Here is an 18,800-nt window from a genome sequence, read left to right on the forward strand (position 1 = left end):
TTTATTTTACTCGACGGGATAACCCATCGTTGTAAAAAGAGCTAATGCTTCTTGTGAAGTATCTAGACGACTATGCTGGACAATAATCGGGACATCGCTGTCCACTTTGATCGCATAAGGAACATTTCTCGGAACCTCTTCACCATTTTGATCCTTTAATTGATCTAATCGAATATGGTGAGTCCGATTGGAACCGCACTCTGCAAAGAAAGAATCCATTGGATCCCGATCCTCAAAATAGAAAGAAAGCTGAATCCTCGCCTTTTCTCCCGTTACATTTAATACACAAACCGCCTCATGACTCACTTGATCTCCAGTACTTTTCGGTTGTAAAAACCCATCCGGTATCAACCACGTCTTTTTCCCTATCAAGCTATCATCCCTCCAATTCCAATAATTAGGAAACGTTTACGAAACTATACCATTCTTTTTCTTGGGTTATCTACATATTAACGATTTTTTTTCAACGCTTCATTGTGTATTCTGCCAATTTTATGGTCAATTCGGACATTTTGCTGGTGAATTGATCATTCGAAACATTGCCGTTTATATCTGTCGGCGTTAGACCAGGCAAGGATTTAAATTGGGGGCAGAAATAATGAATGCTCGTATAACGAGTTTAGGCTAACCGCTTCATAAACGGTTAGCCTACTTTGTTGTATTTCATTTAAGAATTCCTATACTTGCACTTCAATGACAAATACTTCATTCCTGCTATTCCTTCATTTCTCTCTGTATTTCAATAACTTTGTCCTTATCCAACCCGTAGTTTCCAAAATAAATTCTCTAACCATGATAAAGATATCTTTTAAGGATTATTTGCATACCCATCAATGCGTTCTCTCGTAGGATTTTTCTTCCACTCATCCCAGGTCAATTCATATTCTTCTAGGACCTTTTGGATCCTTCGTTTAAAGGGGAGCCCTTCTTTCCTTAGTACATATTTCATGGGATCCTCTCGCTCGCAAATTTTCCCCTTTACCCAGTTATGCAAGCGTTTCTGGAAAATCTGTGCTTGATGTGGGAGAGAGTTCACTAGATTCGTTGTTTCATCGGGATCTATTTGCAAATCGTAAAGTTCAGCTGGTGGGCGGGTAAATGGTCCGGAATCATAGGTTTCAATATATTTAAATCGTTCGGTACGAATCCCTCTTGCTGCTTGCCAGGCACATTCACTGAGAAAAATTTCTTGATGATGTTCGTCTCTTGTTCCTGCTATCAATGGTATAAGACTCTTTCCATCCAAATCATCCGGAATATCTTGCTGCAACCATTCTAGTATGGTCGGCATGATATCCACATGCTGAACAAGGGATTGAACTCTTTTATTGGCGGGGATTTGCCCAGGCCAACGCATAATAATGGGAATATGAACCGTTTGATCATACAAACCACAGTGATCCCAGTAGATATCATGCTCTGTTAGACTTTCTCCATGGTCGCCAAATAAGAGTAATAAAGTATCCTCTTTTAACTCCTCTTGTTCTAAAAACGTATCTAATTCTTTTAATAAATCATCTAAATAGCGAATTTCCGCGTCATACAAAGCATTTACATAATCTGTATCTGTAATATCTCCTAGCAGGTCATAATGATGATATTTAAAAAACGGGTAAGCAGCATGGTTAAAGGCAGGTTCCATACTTTTATTCGTGGGGTTATATGGATCTTTAGTTTGATCATAGAATGAAGGGATATAATTCTTAGGTGGCAAATAGGGAGTATGCGGATCCCAATAATGAAGAAACAGGAAAAAGTCTTCATTCTTATGCTCCTTGATCCATGGCTTAGCCAATGAATGAATATCTTTACCATCAATCCATCTTGTCGCTTGTTTCGAATTAATATAATAACGATACCCTCTTGCAAACCACTCTTTTAAATTATACAAATTGTCAACAGCCGCTGTCGTATACCCGTTTTTTTTCAAAATCGTTGGCAGCCATGGCTGGTTCTTAGGTAAGTAGGTCGTAGAAGCTCCATGGGAAACAACCCCCGTTGTTAATCCTACCTTTCCGGTAAAAATGCTCGTATGCGCTGCTTCCGTAGGGATATCTGATGCGAAGGCGTTCTCAAACAGAACGCCTTCACTTGCGATTTTATCCATATAGGGACTGGTCGGGAGCGGGTAACCATAACACCCAAGCCGATCTGCCCTTAACGTATCTAGCGAGATAAAAATAATTTTCATGTCGTGCCTCCTCGTATAAAAACAGATCATTATCTATCCATTTTACTAATGAACTTCAGAAAAATCGTGGTCAATTAAGACATTTTCTTTGGTTTATCGTACCAAACGCTTTGGTTTTTCTCTAAATTAAAAGGAACAGTATTGTTGGACATGTCCATTGAATATTCATGAATAATTCGGAGTAACGATTCTCAAAACGTAGTATTTATCTCACTCTGAAGGACGATCTAACATGGTCGTTCCCCGTACAAAACGATAAAATTCATCCTTTTTCTTCGAGGAAACATGCTATAATATAAGAAGATTTAGCCTAAGCATTTTATCATTCTTAAAGCTATAAAATACATGGAACTTTCCACAAAAAAGGTGGTGAAATCAACTGGAGAATAAACTGGACTTAATCCTTCAGAAACTAGAAGAACTTGACCAAAGAATAACCAATATAGAAGAGAATATAGCCACTAAAAAGGATATTGCCAATATGGCTACAAAGGAAGATATCGCTAATATGGCTACCAAAGAGGATATTGCTAATTTGGCCACCAAGGAAGAAGTTGCTGATATCCCAGCCATTAAAGTAGCTGTTCTTGAAACCAAGCATAAGGTAGAAGAGATTCAAGAAGATCAAAAATCCATTCATGAGCTTTTAGGCGAACACGAAGTAGCGATACGGACTTTGAGAAGAAAACCTGTTTGAATAGAGAAATGAAAGCTTGTAAGTTGAAGAGGCCTCACTGAGTTCTATTTTTCATTTTTATTTTAAAAACTTTGGAAAAGACCGGCTCCACCTTTACTTAGAGCCAGTCCTTTCTTTATCGATTCAATCTTTCTTCAACTTCTTCCACAATCTCTTCGACAGACATTCCTTCCATGCTGACAAAAGGAAATTCGAATTGTTTGGCATCTGCATCGATTTCATTTAAAGTACGAACGATCGCAAGATTGGAGCCTTTCGCTTCTTCTTCATTGGTAAACATGAACACTTCATGCCCTTTTTGTTCCAAAGCGTGTTTTACATCTTCAAGTGGAGTTTCCACAGCTATTCTTGCCAATTTAAACACCTTCCCTTTTTATTAAAAAATGATCAGGAGGTATAGTTTTCCCAGAAAAAAATTAAATACTCCTTTTCCTGCCAATTACCATTTTGCCTAATGCTGTAACCCAAGCACCCGGGAAATAAACAGCACTTTCAGTACTTGGCCAAGGCCAAATAATAATTCTGAGACACTAAAGAAAAGCAAACTGATTACAATCATTTTTTCCGTCCGAGATTTAAAAAAGATGAATTCAGAAAAATGCCTTTACATTCACCCCATAACTGTGTAAAATGGGAGCGTACAAATAACGTTAGGAGGGTTGTTAAAGAATGGGGATTATTTGGATTAGATTGCGTTTTTCAACTTTATGCCGCTAATTTCATAGTGCGTAAAGTCTCTGCCTGTGTGCAGAGTAAACGGGATCAGTCTGCCCATTTTTAACAACCTTCATTTAGATAGGAGGAAAGGTGGATCTCTCTGCCTTTCTTTTTTTATGTCATTTTTTGCTGTAAAAAATGGAGTCATAAGAATCAGAATTGTAACGAATTTAAAAATATTTTTTGAATTCCCTATTTCTTTTCGCTTTTATGTTAAAGGTTATGTGCAACGGTCATTTTTACATTTACACCCTTATAAATAAATGAGGGCTTCTTCCCTTTACTCTAATCACAGGTGGTTGATCTGTGATTATTTATTTTGAAGGGATGAAAATGATGACGAAAAAAATGCATAAGTATAGCAACAAAAAATTAAGTCGTGGCGAACCTCCTAATTTCTTGGGACAACATTTTATCCATAATAAAAGATTGCTCAAAGAAATGGTCGGTCGCGCTGGACTATCCTCAGAAGATACGGTTTTAGAATTAGGGGCTGGAAAAGGAGCTTTAACAGCGGTATTAGCCGAGAAAGCAGGGAAAGTCTTAGCAGTGGAATATGATGGCAAACTTGTGGGTGTTCTCCAAAGGAAAATGGCTGATGTTCCCAATACGAAAATTATTCATCAAGACATTATGAACATTCATTTACCAAAAGAAAAATTTGTCGTTGTGTCCAATATTCCCTATTCGCTTACGACAGCTATTATGAAAAAGCTTTTGAATAACCCGACCAATAGTTTTCAGAGAGGCATTATTGTTATGGAAAAAGGGGCAGCAAAGGGTTTTACGGCAAAACGCGTGAAGGATGCCTATGTATTAGCATGGCGAATGTCATTTGATATTTACTATCTAAAAGGAATTTCAAGAAACAATTTTGCGCCTCCACCCAAAGTAGACTCTGCGATGATTAAAATTATTCGAAAAAAGGAGCCGATCATTGCGCCTAAAGATTCCACTGCTTTCCTTGGACTGGCTGAATATGCTTTAAAAAAGCCGCAACTTCCGATTGAAATGGCTTTGCATGGTATCTTTACAGCTCCACAAATGAAGCATTTACGCAGATTTTTAAACATAGATCATGGAACCCCAATAGGCACACTTAATGAAAGGCAATGGGGATTGATTTTTAAAACAATGGTGCAGTATGTCGGGCGCCCTTATTGGCCTAAAGTTAAAAATAGAAAAAAGAGACGTTTTTAGGGATTTGCTGCTATCTTTATTCGTGATATAAACCATTATATCCATCTATTTTTTGCAAAGGGAGGCAGAAAATGTTATAATAAAATCATTATTTTATTTGGACAGAAGGAGGGAGCTTTATCCATGTTATTATCTGCTGTGCGTCAACTTGTTTGTGCTTGAGGACGGGATACGTATGCCCTTTTTTAACCAAGCCAAACACAAGTTGCGAACAGAGCGTGTTCAAAAAGGAGGATAAAAAGGACCAAGAAGTTCGAGGCGGCGCAGTTTCGAGCAGCGGAATGTATGCTTTTAAATACATGAGCAGCGGAGAAACAAGCCAACGAAGAAATTCGCAGTGTCATTTTTACCGGACTTTTTGAACATCTTCGAACAGCGGATAAAACACCTGAAAGCTTTCTCTTCTATTGGATAAAGCCGTCTTATTGAGGCGGCCTTCATAGATGCTGGCAGGGCGGATATCTCGCTCTGCCCTTTTTTATTCTTTAATAATAGGGAATTTCTGCTTCTCTCTTGTGTTTGGCAATTTAAGGAGAGAATAATGATGAGTATTTTAGAAGTGAATGAATTAACCCATAGCTATGGAGATAAAATTGTTTTACGTGATGTATCCTTTCGAATGTTAAAGGGAGAACATATTGGCCTTGTCGGTGCGAATGGAGCCGGAAAGTCAACTTTATTCAAGATTATAACCGGTCAATTGTTACCTGACTCAGGGAAAATTATTTGGCAGCCAACTGCCAAAAGAGGAAATTTAGAACAGCATATTCAATTAACGGCTGGCGAAAGCTTGCGGACCTATTTGCAAGGTGCCTTTCAAGATTTATTTGCAGCAGAACAGGAAATGATCTCTCTGACAGAACAAATGGCCAACGAGACGGAAGAACAGCTTGATAAGCTATTGAATAAATACAGTCGATTGCAGACAAAATTAGAACAGGAAGACTTCTATGGCATTGATGCAAAAATTGAAGAGGTTGCGGCAGGTTTAGGGTTGACCTCACTTGGATTGGATACAGATGTCGATAATCTTAGCGGTGGTCAGCGAACGAAACTGTTACTGGCAAAATTACTATTGTCAAAGCCAGACGTACTTTTGCTTGATGAACCGACAAATTATTTGGATACCGCCCATATTGCGTGGTTGGAGAACTATTTAAAGGACTATCCCCATGCGTTTATGCTTATTTCACATGATACAGCTTTCATGAATGCGGTCGTCAATGTTATCTATCATTTAGAGCATAAACAGCTCACCCGTTATACGGGAAACTATAAACAATTTACAAAGGCGTATGAGCTGCGGAAACAACAAATTCACCAGCAATATGAGCGACAGCAAGAGGAAATTCAAAAATTAGAAACCTATGTACAAAAGAATAAAGCGAGAGCTTCTACAGCGAAGCAAGCAAAAAGCCGAGAAAAGAAACTGGAAAAAATGACACGCATAGAAAAGCCCAGTGCTCCTCCGCAACCGGTGTTTTCCTTTTCCGTGTCTGAACAGCCAGTAAGATTTATGCTCGAAGCCACTGACCTTGATATTGGTTATACCCGAGCCCTGTTTTCTTCTGTTCACTTAAAACTGGAACGTGGAGAAAAAGTTGCCCTTATTGGCCATAATGGGATTGGGAAAACCACCACCTTGAAAACGTTGTTAGGAGAATTACCAGCACTGCGTGGGTCTGTGTCACTTGGGGACCGCGTAAAACCTGCCTACTTTTCTCAGGAATCCCGGATTGCCGGAAAACAAACGGCATTGGAAGAAATATGGTCTGATTTTCCTGATTTAACGCAAAAAGAAGTGCGAACTAAGCTAGCTAGGTGTGGATTAAAGACAGAACATATTTTTCAACCCCTAGCGTCTTTAAGTGGCGGCGAGCAAACCAAAGTACGTTTATGTAAACTCCAGCTTGCCGAAAGTAATTTGCTTGTATTGGATGAACCCACCAACCATTTGGATACGATCACAAAAGCTGCGCTCCAAAATGCCTTGCGTGATTATCAAGGAACCATTATTCTTGTCTCCCATGAACCAGAATTTTATCAGGATTGGGTGACACAAGTATGGGATATGGAGTCATGGACTTAGTATCCTTCAGGGCATGATTTTAGATCATGCCCTGTTTTCATATGATCAAGGCCTGTAAAGGACGGCAGATTTATTATGCAAGGAAGCTGTTTTATTCTTCTAGCATTTTCTGTCTTCTCCAATCATGATGTCATTTACATGTTGTGTTCATTTAGTTCTTGAATGAAGATTGATATTGAACAATTTTTTCATATTCCTGCATTAATGTTCGAGATATACTGATAAAAATAGGCATTAATTGTTGATATGCTTTCGTATGGGAAGGATCTGGAAAATGCTTATGGGTGGTTCCGATTAAATCTTCCACAACCTCAAAAGAATCAATTTTCCCTAATGCATATAGTCCTAGGAGACAAGCCCCAAGACAAGACGATTCATGACTTTCTGGGACGATCACTTCCCGGTCAAATATATCTGCTAACATTTGCCGCCACAAGGCTGATTTGGCAAACCCACCAGTTGCCTTTAATGAGGTGACAGGTTCATCCATTACTTCGATTAACGCTAAAAACACCGAATATAAATTAAAGATAACCCCTTCCAAAGCCGCTCTAATCATATGTTCCTTTTTATGACTTAAGGTTAACCCAATAAATGATCCTCGCACATTCGCATTCCATAATGGGGCTCTCTCCCCTGATAAAAATGGATGGAATAATAAACCATTAGCACCAGGTTGAACTTGGCTTGCTATTTGAGTAAGGACATCATAGGGATCTATTCCTAAACGTTTCGCTGTTTCCACTTCACTTGCAGCTAGTTCATCCCGTATCCAGCGAAAGATCATGCCCCCATTATTAACGGGTCCGCCAATCACCCAATGGTCCTCTGTGAGCGCATAACAAAAGATCCGTCCTTTTGGATCTGTTTGTGGTTTTGAAATAACCGTACGGATCGCTCCACTCGTACCGATAGTGACAGCTACTTCTCCTTTTTTTATCGCACCGACGCCAATATTGGATAAAACGCCATCACTTGCACCGATCACAAATTTTGTTTCTGGCAAAATTCCCATCTTTTCCGCATAATGCGGGTCACAACCAGACACCATTTCCTTCGTTGAGACTAGCCGTGATAATTTCTCTTCTGAAATCCCCGCCACTGCTAATGCTTCATTGTCCCAATCTAGTGACGCTAGATTCATCATTCCCGTGCATGAAGCAATCGAATAATCGACGATATATTGATGAAAAAGTTGATAGAAAACATATTCTTTGATTCCGATATACTTTTTCGTTTTACGAGAAATTTCAGGGCGGTCATGTTCAAGCCAAGTAATTTTGCAAAGCGGTGACATAGGGTGTATCGGTGTACCGGTTCTTAGATATATTTCATGACCATTCCAGTCCTCTTTTATCTTATTTACCCACTTTATACTTCGATTATCAGCCCAAGTGATGCAGTTTGTTAGCGGTTGATTATTTTCATCCATCGCTATTACACTGTGCATGGCACTACTGAAAGAAATAAAAGATAAATGTTTCGGATCTATTTCTGATTTTTTCATGACGTTACCAATGGATAATAGGACCGCCTCAAAAATTTCTTCTGGATCTTGTTCGGCTGTATCACTATCAGGCGTATACAACTCATACCCATTGTTTTCAATCGCTAGTATTTCACCTGTTTCCCGATACAATACGGCTTTTGTACTCGTTGTGCCAATGTCCAGACCTAACATATATTTATTTTTATTCATGATACAAACCCGCTTTCTTTAAAAAAATGGGATTATTCCAAAAACCATCTGAGTTTTTGTGTACATCACTAAAATTTTTATAAAACCCCTGTAATTTATTATACTATGTAATAGGCAAAATACTACCGTTTGTTTTTACTTTACTACATTTTTATTTTTAACTATTTTTGTTTTGTTTTCTTTATATGTGTTTCATACTTCTAAATATCTAGTATTCTTCTAACAAAATATGTTTGATCCTTTTTATCACTGATTAGATGGCGGCTTGAAACAATTCTATTGGGATAAAAAGACCGACCTTTCCATATTCTTGAAGCTCCATCGTTGCAAAAATGACACCTACTACCTGCCCCTCTTCATTGAGGACAGGACTACCGCTATTTCCTCGATAAACTGGAGCCTTGATCATCACCACTTCATCTTCCCAATCTGCTAATTTTACAGAATCTATGATTTTCCCTTCATTCACAATCCCATGAAAGCGAAGGGGGCTCCCAATGAAATAAACGGGATCATCCTTATGCCATGTCGGTTGCTCGGCAAGTTTTAAATATGGTACTTGTTCCGCATCAATTTTTAATAATGCGAGATCAATGGCTGGATAGGTTTCTACAACCTTCGCTTTGAAAATGCCATCTTCTGGGAAGGCAACGGTTACTTCTTCATGTCCTTCAATAACATGATGATTTGTAAGGATATTTCCATCACTTGAAATGGAAAATCCTGTTCCTTTACTTTCATCGGTTGTAATCGTGACAACCGACTTTTTATAGAACTGAATATCTTCGTCTTTTGATAATTTTGCCGATACTTTTAAAAATTCAATCGCAGGAATAGAATACGTTTGAAAGAAGAACGAAAATGTGCTGAATAAGAAAACCATCGATATAAGCCAAAAAGACCATCTAGGTATGCGTCGATTAGGCACTGGATTTACTTTTTCTTGTTCAGACTTCTGCCATGCCTCCTGCTGTGCTTCACGGACAAGCTCAGCCATTTCTTCCTCATCGATTTCTTCTATTAAATCACTGTCGGCACGATTCTGTTTGTTTTCTTTTTCCTCCCCCATCTATCTCCACATCCTTATAGACACCTGCCTATTAAGCAGCATGGAATGCCGCTCTCCATTAAACATCCTTTGTCGCTGCACTTTTTATTCGTATCCGTTGTTCGTAAATATTGTAGACGATGACCTTGAGAACAGCGTAGACCGGGATCGCAACAAGAATCCCAAGAAAACCAGCAATATTCCCAGCTGCCAAAATGATCGTGATTACGGTGAGCGGGTGAATATCAAGGGTTTTTCCCATCACATTCGGAGTGATTAAGTTGCTGTCAATTTGCTGAGCAACTAAGGTAACGATAGCGACACCGATAACGAGCTTTGGCTCCTGCAAATAAGCAATAATAACCGCAGGTGTTACGGCAATCCATGGCCCGATAAAAGGAATCAGGTTCATGACCAAAGCAAAAATCGCGAGCAGTAAAGCATATTCCAGACCTAAAATCATATAGCCGATCCAAATCATTGTCGCCAAGATAGCACTAATTAAAAGCTGGCCTTGAATGTAGGAACGCAACACATTGTCAATGTCGCTCATGGTTTTCTGAATCCACCTACGGCGTTCTCCACTAAAGAGATTATAGATAATCGGTGCAAATTTTTCATGATCCTTCAACATGAAAATAAAAAAGAACGGTACCAGAATAAGCAGGAACATCGCTTGGAAAAAGGATTGCAAAAATTGGACAATCCACATTCCAAATTTCATCGCAACCGATTGAAGTGAGTTTGCGGCGCTGTTGATGGAATCCTGTATGTTCTGTGGTAAATTGTTTTTTTGCTGCAATAGCATGTCTTTTACTTCATTGATTTCATCTGCCAGGGCAGGAGCATTATTAATAAGCCTATTCACCTGCTCTGTGACAGGTGGTCCAATAATCGCAATAAACAGCCATAGAACCAATACAAGCCCCACCAAAATGATTAGAATACTCCCCCACCGCGGCACTTTCCGCTTTTCCAAAAAACGTTGTATCGGTTCGGTCATATAATAGAGCACACCCCCTAGGAGCAAGGGCAGGATAATCGCTTTAATGATGATCACCACTGGTGTAAAAATAAAGCTGATTTCCATAAAATATTTAATAATTAAAATAGCTAATAACAAGCCGACTCCGACTTGAAACCATAGCTTCTTCGTCAAATTCTCTCGTCCTTTCGTATAAGTCGTAATAATTTAAGTATACGGTTTATTACGGGGCATGTCGAAAGAAAGTTTCATGAATTTTTAATTTCAATATGCTGCCTGCCTAAAGTTCAGCAATCATACCCGAAGTTCGGCAATTCCATCCTTAAGTAAGTTCAGCAATACTACCCAAAAGTTCAACATTTCAGCCACGAAGTCCGCAATCTAACCTCAAAAGAAAGTTCAGCCATTTGACCCTGATTCCGATTTTTGCCATTCGGTTTTGAGGTTGCCAAGTTCCATCTTTCTTTTACAAAAAAAAGGACAAATCGTCACGGTTCTTAATTAAACTCTTTATTCATACGTTAAATACGAGAATACAAAAATAATGAATTCGTACAAACTAAGGAGTGTGCAACATGAATAAGCAGCATAGTCAAATGTCGACAAGGGAGTTAAAATTATATATGGTCGGATTTATTATCGTGATTAGTTTATTCATCGTTTCCATTATTTTTGGTCGTTTTACGACTCCTCTTATGCTTTTACGCTTACGTTTAGGGATGGTTGCAGCGGGATTCATCTATTTTTCAATTATATATATTTATTATGAGCGGGTTTCTAAGCTTCAAGCAAAAATGGATGATGTGATCATCATCCTGCTAAATGGAAAGGAATTTAGGCGTTAGGGTTCCTCGTCTCAACAAGGGCGTTTTTTAAATTGTCACAAATTTGCTACATATTCATAGGAGAGGCGCATTTTTTAATGTGGAAGGGCTCATAGGATGCGGATGAGAACGGTAAAGATATGGGACCCGTTCTCACCCGCTCCAAGGAGTTTAATTTGTAGAGTCATTATTGATCAAGTGCCGCAAAAGGTTCGGTAAGGAGTTGAACATTCAGGCACTTGGGCATATTCAGCCTGTTCGGCAGAGTGTGCGTAGGGTTCGGAAAGAACGGCCAAAAGTCTATTCATGACACTGTAGTCGCCACGCTCCACTGCAGTTTCCAACGCTTCTTCCACCCGATGGTTCCGTGGGATAATGGCGGGATTACTGCTTTGCATCAACTGATAAGAGGCGACCTTCGATTCCTGCTGTCTATCTAGTCTCGTTTGCCAATCCTTTTGCCACTGTTCGAATTCCGGAGTACCGAAAAGAACCGTATCCTTATGTCTTTGAAAAGTTAAGGCACGGAAGGTATTGGTGTAGTCTGCTTGATATTTCTTCATCATATCAAGGAGATCATGAATAAGAGCTTCATCCTCTGTCTCTTCATTGAATAATCCCAATTTTGCTCTCATTCCCGCAAGCCAATGGGTGTGATACAATGTATGAAAATCCGAAATTTCGTTCTGTGCGAGTTCAACCGCCTTTTTCTCATTATCATCCAGCAGCGGTAGTAGAGTTTCAGCAAAGCGCACAAGATTCCATCCAGCTATAGGCGGCTGATTCCCATAGGCATAGCGGCCTTGACGGTCAATAGAACTGAAGACAGTTTCCGGATCATAGACATCCATAAAGGCGCAAGGCCCATAGTCAATGGTTTCACCACTAATCGCCATATTATCCGTATTCATCACTCCGTGCACAAAACCAATAAGCTGCCAGTTAGCAATAAGTGTAGCCTGACGCTTAATCACTTCCTGAAGCAGTGAAAGGTAGCGATGCTCCTCTGCTTCCAGTTCTGGAAAATGACGTTTGATCGTATAATCAGCCAAGATCCGGAGTTCCTGGGCTGTGCCCCATTGTGCAACATATTCAAAGGTACCAACGCGCAGATGACTGGCAGCAATACGAGTCAAAATAGCACCAGGCAGCTTGGTTTCCCGAAATACGGGTTCACCGGTTGTGACCACTGCTAGACTACGGGTAGTTGGAATGCGGAGCGCATGCATCGCTTCGCTTATAATGTATTCGCGCAGCATTGGCCCAAGTGCCGCTCGCCCATCACCTCCGCGGGAGTAGGGCGTTCTGCCTGAACCTTTAAGTTGTATATCCCTTCTCTCCCCTTGAGGTGTGATCTGTTCGCCCAATAGCACCGCTCGGCCGTCCCCTAACATGGTAAAATGTCCGAACTGGTGCCCTGCATAAGCTTGCGCTAGAGCTGAAGCACCTTCAGGAAGCTGATTCCCAGCAAATACGGCGACACCCTCTTCCGTTCGGAGGGCCTGAATGTTTAGACCAAGGGATGTTGCCAACTGGTCATTCAAAATTATTAATTTCGGTGAGCGCACAGAAGTTGGGTTGATAGGCGAAAAAAACGATTCCGGTAGACGGGCATAACTGTTATCTAAGTTCCACCCTGCTTCATTACTTTTTGTCATAATGGCTCCTTTAGTTTCTTGATTAGGTTTCTTTTAGTTTACCCGTATATACAAAAATATTAGCAGTCCCGTTTTAATAATTCCTCCCAAAAGTTGCCACGCCGCTAGTGAATGATTTCCAATAAATACCCTGTCTCTTTCTCAATTTTATCACTAATTTCCTTTGTCTCCTTTTCAGCAGGGGGATCTGCAAGCTTCACTGCGATCTTTTTACGATCCATAAGGATGGATGGATTTTTCTTCGGTTGCCAATCAGGCGGCAAGGATTCTAAAGTGACCCGAATGATTTCATTTTGTTTTGGATTTTTCGCATATGTGACAGGCCGACCAATGCGCCATGAGAGCTCCTCCAATTCCACCTCATGCCTGGCGGCGATTTCAGGGGAAATAAAATGGACTTCCACTAGCTTATCTTTGACACTGACTTTATAAATTGTAATCCCTCTATCCTTTGCCCATCGCTTCGTTTCTTCGATGACTTCTGTTTGATTTAATTTTTTTCCGCTATCCTCCACTTGAAAGATATTTGTTCCGCTAGATGAACGGACTATATTTTCCCCATTTCTAAACATTAATTGAAAACCCGTTGTCTCTTCGAAATGGGAGATTTTCTGATCCAAATCATCCGCCTTCTCAATTGGCAAGGAAACGTTGCGCTCATGTAAATGAATCGACGGAGTTCCTACTTCAGGACCAAATACATGTAAAATAAGTTGTTGCAAAAGATCTTGACGGACAGAGTCAGAAAAGCCAATATCCCACCCAGTTTTCTCTTTTAGATATGTCGCTAAATCCTCTCTTTCCTTTGCCTGAATCGCATCCGGAAAATCAAAGTAGATCATCAATTGTTCGTCTTTTGTCCCTAAATGATTCATTCCACAGCGGACAAAGCGTGGATGCTCAGCTAAAAGTGTTCTCGTGCGCTCCATTGCAGCCGCTGGATTCAATTTCATCGCTTGAATCGATAGTCTGAACTGTTCTAATTCTTTCTTTATGGCTTGATCCAGCATGTAGCAAACTGTTCCATCCTCTTGCTTTATTTTCCTTTCGGGCGGGAAGCTTTGTAAGGCCAATGCTACAGCTAAGCGATCTTTGAGCTCAACCAATTGAAGCCGATCACAAATCTCCTCCATCGTCAACCCTTGCTCAGGAAGAATGCCCCAATCCAATTTTTCAAGAAATGGACGAGAAAAGCTGAACACTTCATCCGCCGCATCGACCAATTCATCCATTGGACCACTCCAAGGCCCTGCAAAATCGGCTATTTGCTCAAGCTGAAGGCGAACTTGCTTTCCCTTCATTGTCTGGCAGATCAGGACATTCGTCTTCGGGTGAAAACCTGTACAGATTGCAAGTTTCGCCGTTTGCCCATCATCCGCATGATAGAGAAGGAGATGACCGATTTTTTCTTTTAAAAGCCTGTTCTTATTATTTACTTGATATCTTTTTCCTTTAAGTCCTTTCCCTGAACGACGTTTTTCAAAAGGATAGGTCTCTCCATTCTCAGTCAAAATCGGCTTGAATCGCGGATCAATCAGCTCACCTAGTTTACTCCTCGCCTCATCATCTCCATGAACAAGCAATGTATAAGTAGGCTTCAAAGTTTGGACAAAGCGATCCATTTCATTCGCATCCGCGTGGGCTGATAAGCCGTATTTCCCTACTTTACATTTTACTTCATAGTTTGTTCCGTTCACTTCAAGCGTCGTTTCAAGACCAGCCGCAAGATCAAGTAGTTTTTTTCCAGGACTTTCCTCATCTTGATAGCCGGTAATGAAGATCGCATTCTTTTCTCCGGATACGAGCCGTTCGGCATACCAAGCACTTGCACCACCTGTTAACATCCCAGATGAGGCCACGATACAACCTGGCTTTCCCTTCAGAATTGCTTCCCGTTCCTTTGGTTCTACCGCTTTACATCTTCCTTCTGTTAAAAAGGCATCTCCATTTTGGCGAATCCGATGGGCTACAGGACCTTTCAAGAAATGAGGGTAATTTTTATAAATCCTACTAATTGGCGTCACAAGGCCATCTACATAAATAGAAAACTCAGGAATAAGCCCTTTATCCATATAATCTTGTAAAACAAGTAAAACCTCCTGGGCTCGTCCAAGCGCAAAGGCAGGAATCAAGGCAAAGCCTCCCCCTGCAATCACTTCTGAAACATCGTCCGCAAGGCGGCGTTCTTCCGTATGTCGGTCTGTATGGACCCGGTTTCCGTATGTTGATTCCATAATCATGATATCTGGGTGAATGTCGTGAGGCACTTGTGCACCTGGAATGGTCCGGCCTGCTTTAAAACTCAAATCCCCTGTGACAAACACACTTTCGCTCTCCCCTTCGATCAGAAACATCACAGCTCCTAGTATATGCCCTGCGCGATAACTTGTAATCGTTAGATTTCCTACTTTTAACTTTCCGCTCGCAGGAAAAAGGAGCAGTGAATCAAGCAGGGCATTCACTTGTTCTATTGTATAAGGCGCTAAACTGTTCGTCACTTGGGCCCGTTGGTCCATAATTTTGTACGCATCTTTCATCATTACCCTCATCAGATCGGCTGTCGGCGGTGTTGCGTAAATGGGCACAGACGGAAATAGCGAATGAACAATTGGCAACGCTCCAATATGATCCGCATGGGCATGGGTAACAAGGATACAATCGGGACTTCCTAGTCCATCTAACATCCCAAGTGCCGGCAGTAAATCATCTCCATGCATCCTCATCCCCGCATCGATCAATAGGTTCGTTTCCCCCATTTGCAGATGCAAGCAGGAAGCTCCAACTTCACTTCCACCGCCTAAAACGCTTATCTTCATTGCTTCTCCTCCCCTATTGTGATCTAGAATAAATTATAGCTTAAAAACTCTAGTTTGTTTAGCGTTTTAAGGAGTGAGTAGTTGAACCCCAGATATTTACTGCATGACTGATCCCCCCGACTTTTGTGAATAGACTACGTATTCATTGCAAATACTTCTACTAATATTACAGGAAGTTGAGTGGAGCCATGACCATGTCTTTTTTTAAGAAAAAGGGAAAACCCTTAAAAACAAATTCAAATGAAAAAACGAACACGATCTATTCCACTATCGAGGAAAATCAGCAATATATTTGCAAAGCATTATTCAATACAGATGATTTGAAAACCCGGGAAGTGACGTATAAAGAAGTCCCTGGAATCATTATTTACCTGGAAACATTGGTAGACACGGAAATATTTCAACAAAGCTTTCTACATCCCTTGTCGGAAGCCGTTGATCAACAAAATGTCGAGGAACTGATAACAAATCCGGAATTTAGTAAGACGAAGGACCTCAATAAGATTGTATCTTCCTTGTTAAAAGGCGATTGTGCCCTTTTCTTCCAGGGCGGCACCGAGTGTTTTTTATTTAATTGCCTTCAAGTAAATCCTCGAACGCCTGAGGAACCTGATAATGAAAAGGTCGTCCGAGGAGCACACACGGGATTTATAGAAAATCTCGATGTTAATTTAAACTTGGTTAGGGAGCGTATCCACAATCGCCAGCTAACGATTAAATATTTTAAACTGGGACAAGAATCGCATACAAACGTAGCAATGATCTATATGAGTGAGCTTGCAAACCCATCGGTCGTTGAGGAGGTTCAAAAGCGGCTTGAATCGATTTCAACCGATATGGTTTTCAGTCCGGGATATATTGAGGAATGTATTGAAGGTCATCCGTTTTCCCCGTTCCAAGAAATTCTGTTTACGGAAAGACCTGATCGGCTAGAGGCTCATTTAATGGAGGGAAGGGTGGCCATTATCAGTGAAGGATCCTCTGATGTGTCGATTGTGCCCGTCACATTTTTTTCCTTCTTTCAAACTCCTGATGATTTCAATATCAGATTTTACGGGGGATCCTTTTTCCGTTTGCTGCGATTATTTAGTTTTTGGGGGGCGCTCACGCTTCCAGCTATATACATTGCTGTTGTCGGCTTTCACTTTGAAATTATCCCCTATGATATGGTAACAATTGTCAAAGGCTCAATTGAAAACATTCCGTTCCCACCATTTTTTGAAGCACTCATCATGGCCATCACCATTGAATTAATACGGGAAGCGGGGGTCAGGCTTCCGTCGCCAATTGGCCAGACGATCGGCATTGTCGGAGGGCTTATTATCGGGGATGCGGTAGTCAATGCAGGCCTGGTGTCAAACATAATGGTCATTGTTATTGCCTTAACTGCGATCATGTCATTTTGTATCCCTTCTTACGAAATGGGAAACACAGTCCGCATTCTTTCGCTGCCAGTCATGATTGCCGCAGCCACACTCGGATTTGTCGGTATTGTATTTTCTCTTATGATCATCGTCATCCATATGTGTAAATTGGAATCCTTTGGGTCACCGTATATCGCGCCTTTTTCCCCCTTGCATGTTGAAAATTTAAAGGATGCCATTGTCCGTTTTCCAATCTGGACAATGCACCGTCGTCCGATAGGTGTGAAACCGCAAAAGCCGGTTAAACAAGGGAAATCAAGGGAATGGCAGAAAAATGATCGGTAAAAAAGAAATCACTCAGTTCCAGTTGATCTTTTTATTAATCCACAGCCAAGTAGGAGTAGGTGTGATTACTTTGCCTTTCGATGTTTTTATGGAGGCAAAAGGAGATGGGTGGATATCTGTTTTGTTAACGGGGGCCTTCATTCAAATCATGATCTTTTTATTCGGAGCGTTAATGGTCCGTTTTCCTTCAAATAATTTGTACGGTATTGTCCAATCTCTCTTTGGAAAATGGATCGGAAAAATGTTCGTCATCCTATATAGTATGTATTTTATTGCCATTGGAGGCATGATACTGGCAAAATTTGCTTATATCCTCAAAGCTTGGATGATGCCACTGACACCCAAATGGATCTTGCTTTTGCTGATGGTGTTTACAGCGGTTTATATTGTAAAAGAAAATCTGCAACTTATGGCCCGGTTCTTTTTTCTTTCCACCATTGTTTTAATCGGATTTATCGGCTTATCGGCTTACGCCTTAAAAGATGCAAACCTTACATTTATTTTACCCATCGGAACAAATGGAGTCCTGCCGATTATTCAGGGAATGGAGCGCGGTCTATACGCATTTCAGGGATTCGAGTTACTGCTAATCATCTATCCTTTTGTTCAATCGAAAAAAAAAGGCGTAATAAAAGCGGCAACGATTGCCAATATCTTTATCACACTTTTTTATTCATTTCTGGTCTTAACGAGTTTGCTCTTTTTTAGTCCGGAAGAATTTAGGCTTCTACCTGAACCTGTTTTATATTTAATCAAGTCGTTTTCTTTTAGAATTGTGGAAAGACCGGATTTGCTGTTTACGTCCATGTGGATTGTCTTGGCGGCCACCGCATTCATGAATACGATCTATGCCTCCTCCTTGGGGCTGTCAACGGTCATGAATTCAAATAAAGTAAGAAATTACGTCATTATAGCTGCATGCATATGCTTTTTGTTAGCCCTGACTTTTCATGAAACCTATGAGATTGCAACCATATCCAGGATTTATAATAACTTTGTTGTTTTTCCTTTCGCTATAGGTCTACCGATTTTATTTTTACTTATATCTCTCAAGTTTCGGAGTAAAAAAATACTCATAACTCCTTGCCATACTTGGCTTTTGATTGAAAAAAATATTAAGTAAACACAAAAAACACCCTATTCTTTGGTAAAATATTGGTATCGACA

Annotated in this window: 14 protein-coding genes; 6 read left to right on the plus strand and 8 right to left on the minus strand. The window is 40.4% G+C overall.

Annotation, left to right across the window (positions count from 1 at the left end):
• Window positions 1–6: 6 nt before the first annotated feature.
• Window positions 7–372 carry a sensory rhodopsin transducer gene (locus MUB24_RS19360; protein WP_244707026.1) on the minus strand — a complete coding sequence of 122 codons (366 nt, stop codon included), beginning with the start codon at window positions 370–372 and terminating at the stop codon, window positions 7–9.
• Window positions 373–808: 436 nt separating this feature from the next.
• Complete coding sequence (locus MUB24_RS19365; protein WP_244707028.1) at window positions 809–2,191, minus strand: sulfatase family protein; 1,383 nt, start codon at window positions 2,189–2,191, stop codon at window positions 809–811.
• A gap of 481 nt (window positions 2,192–2,672) precedes the next feature.
• On the opposite strand from MUB24_RS19365, the gene MUB24_RS19370 reads away from it, so the two are divergent.
• Window positions 2,673–2,888, plus strand: a complete 216-nt coding sequence (locus MUB24_RS19370; protein ID WP_244707030.1) for a hypothetical protein — start codon at window positions 2,673–2,675, stop codon at window positions 2,886–2,888.
• A 115-nt stretch (window positions 2,889–3,003) separates the two neighbouring features.
• Here the strand turns inward: MUB24_RS19370 and MUB24_RS19375 are convergent, their stop codons facing one another.
• Window positions 3,004–3,252, minus strand: coding sequence for a YkuS family protein (locus MUB24_RS19375; RefSeq protein WP_244707032.1), 249 nt, complete (start codon window positions 3,250–3,252; stop codon window positions 3,004–3,006).
• Window positions 3,253–3,941: 689 nt separating this feature from the next.
• Here MUB24_RS19375 and erm point away from each other — a divergent pair.
• Window positions 3,942–4,805, plus strand: a complete 864-nt coding sequence (gene erm, locus MUB24_RS19385; RefSeq protein ID WP_244707053.1) for a 23S ribosomal RNA methyltransferase Erm — start codon at window positions 3,942–3,944, stop codon at window positions 4,803–4,805.
• A 544-nt stretch (window positions 4,806–5,349) separates the two neighbouring features.
• Window positions 5,350–6,894, plus strand: a complete 1,545-nt coding sequence (locus MUB24_RS19390; RefSeq protein ID WP_244707034.1) for an ABC-F family ATP-binding cassette domain-containing protein — start codon at window positions 5,350–5,352, stop codon at window positions 6,892–6,894.
• Window positions 6,895–7,045: 151 nt separating this feature from the next.
• On the opposite strand, the gene gntK is transcribed toward MUB24_RS19390, so the two are convergent.
• The 3 genes from gntK to MUB24_RS19405 all read right to left on the minus strand — a co-directional run bounded on the left by gntK (window position 7,046) and on the right by MUB24_RS19405 (window position 10,800).
• Entirely contained in the window at window positions 7,046–8,575 is a 1,530-nt protein-coding gene (gene gntK, locus MUB24_RS19395; RefSeq protein ID WP_244707055.1) for a gluconokinase, read from the minus strand.
• A gap of 271 nt (window positions 8,576–8,846) precedes the next feature.
• Window positions 8,847–9,662, minus strand: coding sequence for a S1C family serine protease (locus tag MUB24_RS19400; protein WP_244707036.1), 816 nt, complete (start codon window positions 9,660–9,662; stop codon window positions 8,847–8,849).
• Window positions 9,663–9,720: 58 nt separating this feature from the next.
• A complete protein-coding gene (locus MUB24_RS19405; protein WP_244707038.1) occupies window positions 9,721–10,800 on the minus strand; it encodes an AI-2E family transporter in 1,080 nt (359 codons plus the stop codon).
• 401 nt (window positions 10,801–11,201) lie between these two features.
• On the opposite strand from MUB24_RS19405, the gene MUB24_RS19410 reads away from it, so the two are divergent.
• Window positions 11,202–11,471, plus strand: coding sequence for a hypothetical protein (locus tag MUB24_RS19410; protein WP_244707040.1), 270 nt, complete (start codon window positions 11,202–11,204; stop codon window positions 11,469–11,471).
• 173 nt (window positions 11,472–11,644) lie between these two features.
• Here MUB24_RS19410 and MUB24_RS19415 read toward each other — a convergent pair whose 3' ends face one another.
• Both MUB24_RS19415 and MUB24_RS19420 read right to left on the minus strand, forming a co-directional pair.
• Window positions 11,645–13,108 (minus strand): protein adenylyltransferase SelO, encoded by a 1,464-nt coding sequence (locus MUB24_RS19415; protein ID WP_244707042.1) that lies wholly within the window; start codon window positions 13,106–13,108, stop codon window positions 11,645–11,647.
• 104 nt (window positions 13,109–13,212) lie between these two features.
• Window positions 13,213–15,924 carry an MBL fold metallo-hydrolase gene (locus MUB24_RS19420; protein ID WP_244707044.1) on the minus strand — a complete coding sequence of 904 codons (2,712 nt, stop codon included), beginning with the start codon at window positions 15,922–15,924 and terminating at the stop codon, window positions 13,213–13,215.
• A gap of 194 nt (window positions 15,925–16,118) precedes the next feature.
• Here MUB24_RS19420 and MUB24_RS19425 point away from each other — a divergent pair, with 194 nt between their 5' ends.
• Together MUB24_RS19425 and MUB24_RS19430 are read left to right on the plus strand one after the other, a co-directional pair.
• Window positions 16,119–17,633, plus strand: coding sequence for a spore germination protein (locus tag MUB24_RS19425; RefSeq protein ID WP_244707046.1), 1,515 nt, complete (start codon window positions 16,119–16,121; stop codon window positions 17,631–17,633).
• Entirely contained in the window at window positions 17,623–18,756 is a 1,134-nt protein-coding gene (locus MUB24_RS19430) for a GerAB/ArcD/ProY family transporter (protein ID WP_244707048.1), read from the plus strand. The genes MUB24_RS19425 and MUB24_RS19430 overlap by 11 nt, the downstream gene beginning before the upstream one ends.
• Window positions 18,757–18,800 lie beyond the last annotated feature (44 nt).

Origin of the sequence: Lederbergia sp. NSJ-179, assembly GCF_022867885.1 — a bacterium.
Classification (GTDB): domain Bacteria; phylum Bacillota; class Bacilli; order Bacillales; family Bacillaceae_C; genus Lederbergia.

Bases quoted from the DNA above. Each gene is read 5' to 3' on its own strand.
- MUB24_RS19425 (WP_244707046.1), top strand. From the start codon at position 16,119: ATGTCTTTTTTTAAGAAAAAGGGAAAACCCTTAAAAACAAATTCAAAT.
- MUB24_RS19430 (WP_244707048.1), top strand. From the start codon at position 17,623: ATGATCGGTAAAAAAGAAATCACTCAGTTCCAGTTGATCTTTTTATTA.
- MUB24_RS19420 (WP_244707044.1), bottom strand. From the start codon at position 15,924: ATGAAGATAAGCGTTTTAGGCGGTGGAAGTGAAGTTGGAGCTTCCTGC.
- MUB24_RS19390 (WP_244707034.1), top strand. From the start codon at position 5,350: ATGAGTATTTTAGAAGTGAATGAATTAACCCATAGCTATGGAGATAAA.
- erm (WP_244707053.1), top strand. From the start codon at position 3,942: ATGACGAAAAAAATGCATAAGTATAGCAACAAAAAATTAAGTCGTGGC.
- MUB24_RS19410 (WP_244707040.1), top strand. From the start codon at position 11,202: ATGAATAAGCAGCATAGTCAAATGTCGACAAGGGAGTTAAAATTATAT.
- MUB24_RS19400 (WP_244707036.1), bottom strand. From the start codon at position 9,662: ATGGGGGAGGAAAAAGAAAACAAACAGAATCGTGCCGACAGTGATTTA.
- gntK (WP_244707055.1), bottom strand. From the start codon at position 8,575: ATGTTAGGTCTGGACATTGGCACAACGAGTACAAAAGCCGTATTGTAT.
- MUB24_RS19370 (WP_244707030.1), top strand. From the start codon at position 2,673: ATGGCTACAAAGGAAGATATCGCTAATATGGCTACCAAAGAGGATATT.
- MUB24_RS19415 (WP_244707042.1), bottom strand. From the start codon at position 13,108: ATGACAAAAAGTAATGAAGCAGGGTGGAACTTAGATAACAGTTATGCC.
- MUB24_RS19365 (WP_244707028.1), bottom strand. From the start codon at position 2,191: ATGAAAATTATTTTTATCTCGCTAGATACGTTAAGGGCAGATCGGCTT.